Annotated in this window: 2 protein-coding genes; both read left to right on the plus strand. The window is 31.2% G+C overall.

Annotation, left to right across the window (positions count from 1 at the left end):
* Positions 1 to 574 (plus strand): EcsC family protein (locus RTK36_RS15285; RefSeq protein WP_312048095.1); only part of this gene is annotated, 574 nt, incomplete at its 5' end.
* A 69-nt stretch (positions 575 to 643) separates the two neighbouring features.
* Positions 644 to 805: a hypothetical protein gene (locus RTK36_RS15290; RefSeq protein WP_312048096.1), complete on the plus strand. Its 162-nt coding sequence runs from the start codon at positions 644 to 646 to the stop codon at positions 803 to 805.
* The last annotated feature ends 418 nt before the right edge of the window (positions 806 to 1,223 follow it).

A 1,223-nucleotide genomic window follows, 5' to 3' on the forward strand; every position in this document is an offset into this window, starting at 1 on the left:
GCTAGACTTATCTTTTAGAGTGAATGATTTTAGAATAAACCAAAGACCTGATAGAAAATCTATAAGGCTTCTGGATAAAGAAATCAGAAAAGGGCAACGTATTAATACCTGTGTAACTTTGGCTGAAGGAATCGGGTTAGGGGTGATTGGAGTGGGTTTACCGGATATCCCACTTTTCCTCGGTGTTATTTTAAAAGGTATTTACGAAACTGCCATTGGATATGGTTTCAGCTATAGAGAAGAAAAAGAACAAATTTTCATTTTAAAAATGATAACAGCGGCTTTGAGTTCTGATGAAGAGTTTAGAAAAGCAAATGATAACGTTGAGCTTTGGATAATGCATATAAATGAAAGCCCAATTTTTTATGATTTAGAAGAGGAAATACAAAATGCTTCAAATGCACTGTCTAAGGCATTACTATTATCTAAGTTTGTTCAAGGTTTTTTTGTGCTTGGCATTATTGGCGGGATTGCTAATCCTTTTGTTTATCATAAAATTATGAAATATGTATCTCTCAAATATAAAAAAAGATATCTAATTCAAAAAAGATTGGGTATAAAAAACGAAAGATAATCCATACTATGATTGCGAGGAAATTCCTCGTTCAATAAAGACTGAAATGAATTAGGGAGGTCATAGACTATGGACAAGAGAACAAATAAAGAATCTGAAAAAACACAAAAAAGTATGAACAGAACCGAATTTGCTCAAGAATACAGCATTGATACCGGTTCTCAAACAAACAGTAAATGTGATAAGACAAACAAATCAAACAAGACCAACAAATCAAGCAGCACAAAGTAAGATAACGTAATATGACTTTTGAAAATCCCTTCTTGTATAAGGAAGGGATTTTCTTAATAACAAGGATATTAATTAGGAGATTAATCTTTTAAAATAAGGCTGTCTAACTGCATTTGGCAGATAATAATAAATTATTTAAAAAAATGTCGAAAAAGTGTTGACAAGATTAGAAAACAGTGTATAATAAATAACTGTCACTGCTGATTCAGAAGCAGCAAGATGAAAAAAAGAGTCAATTTCTAAGAACAAATAAAGTCAAAATAAATAATAAAATTTGGAAAAAAAGTTCTTGACAAAAGGTATTGGTTCTGATAAACTAATCTTCGCTGACAACAACGAAAAATGACAGCGACAAAAAAACAATTGATCCTTGAAAACTAAACAGTAGAGATACAAACACACAACCCATAGTCAATTC

The sequence above is a fragment of the Anaerotignum sp. genome, assembly GCF_031981185.1.
GTDB lineage: Bacteria > Bacillota > Clostridia > Lachnospirales > Anaerotignaceae > Chakrabartyella.

What these genes read in the sequence shown, in the direction of transcription:
- RTK36_RS15290 (WP_312048096.1), top strand. Translation starts at nt 644, where the DNA reads ATGGACAAGAGAACAAATAAAGAATCTGAAAAAACACAAAAAAGTATG.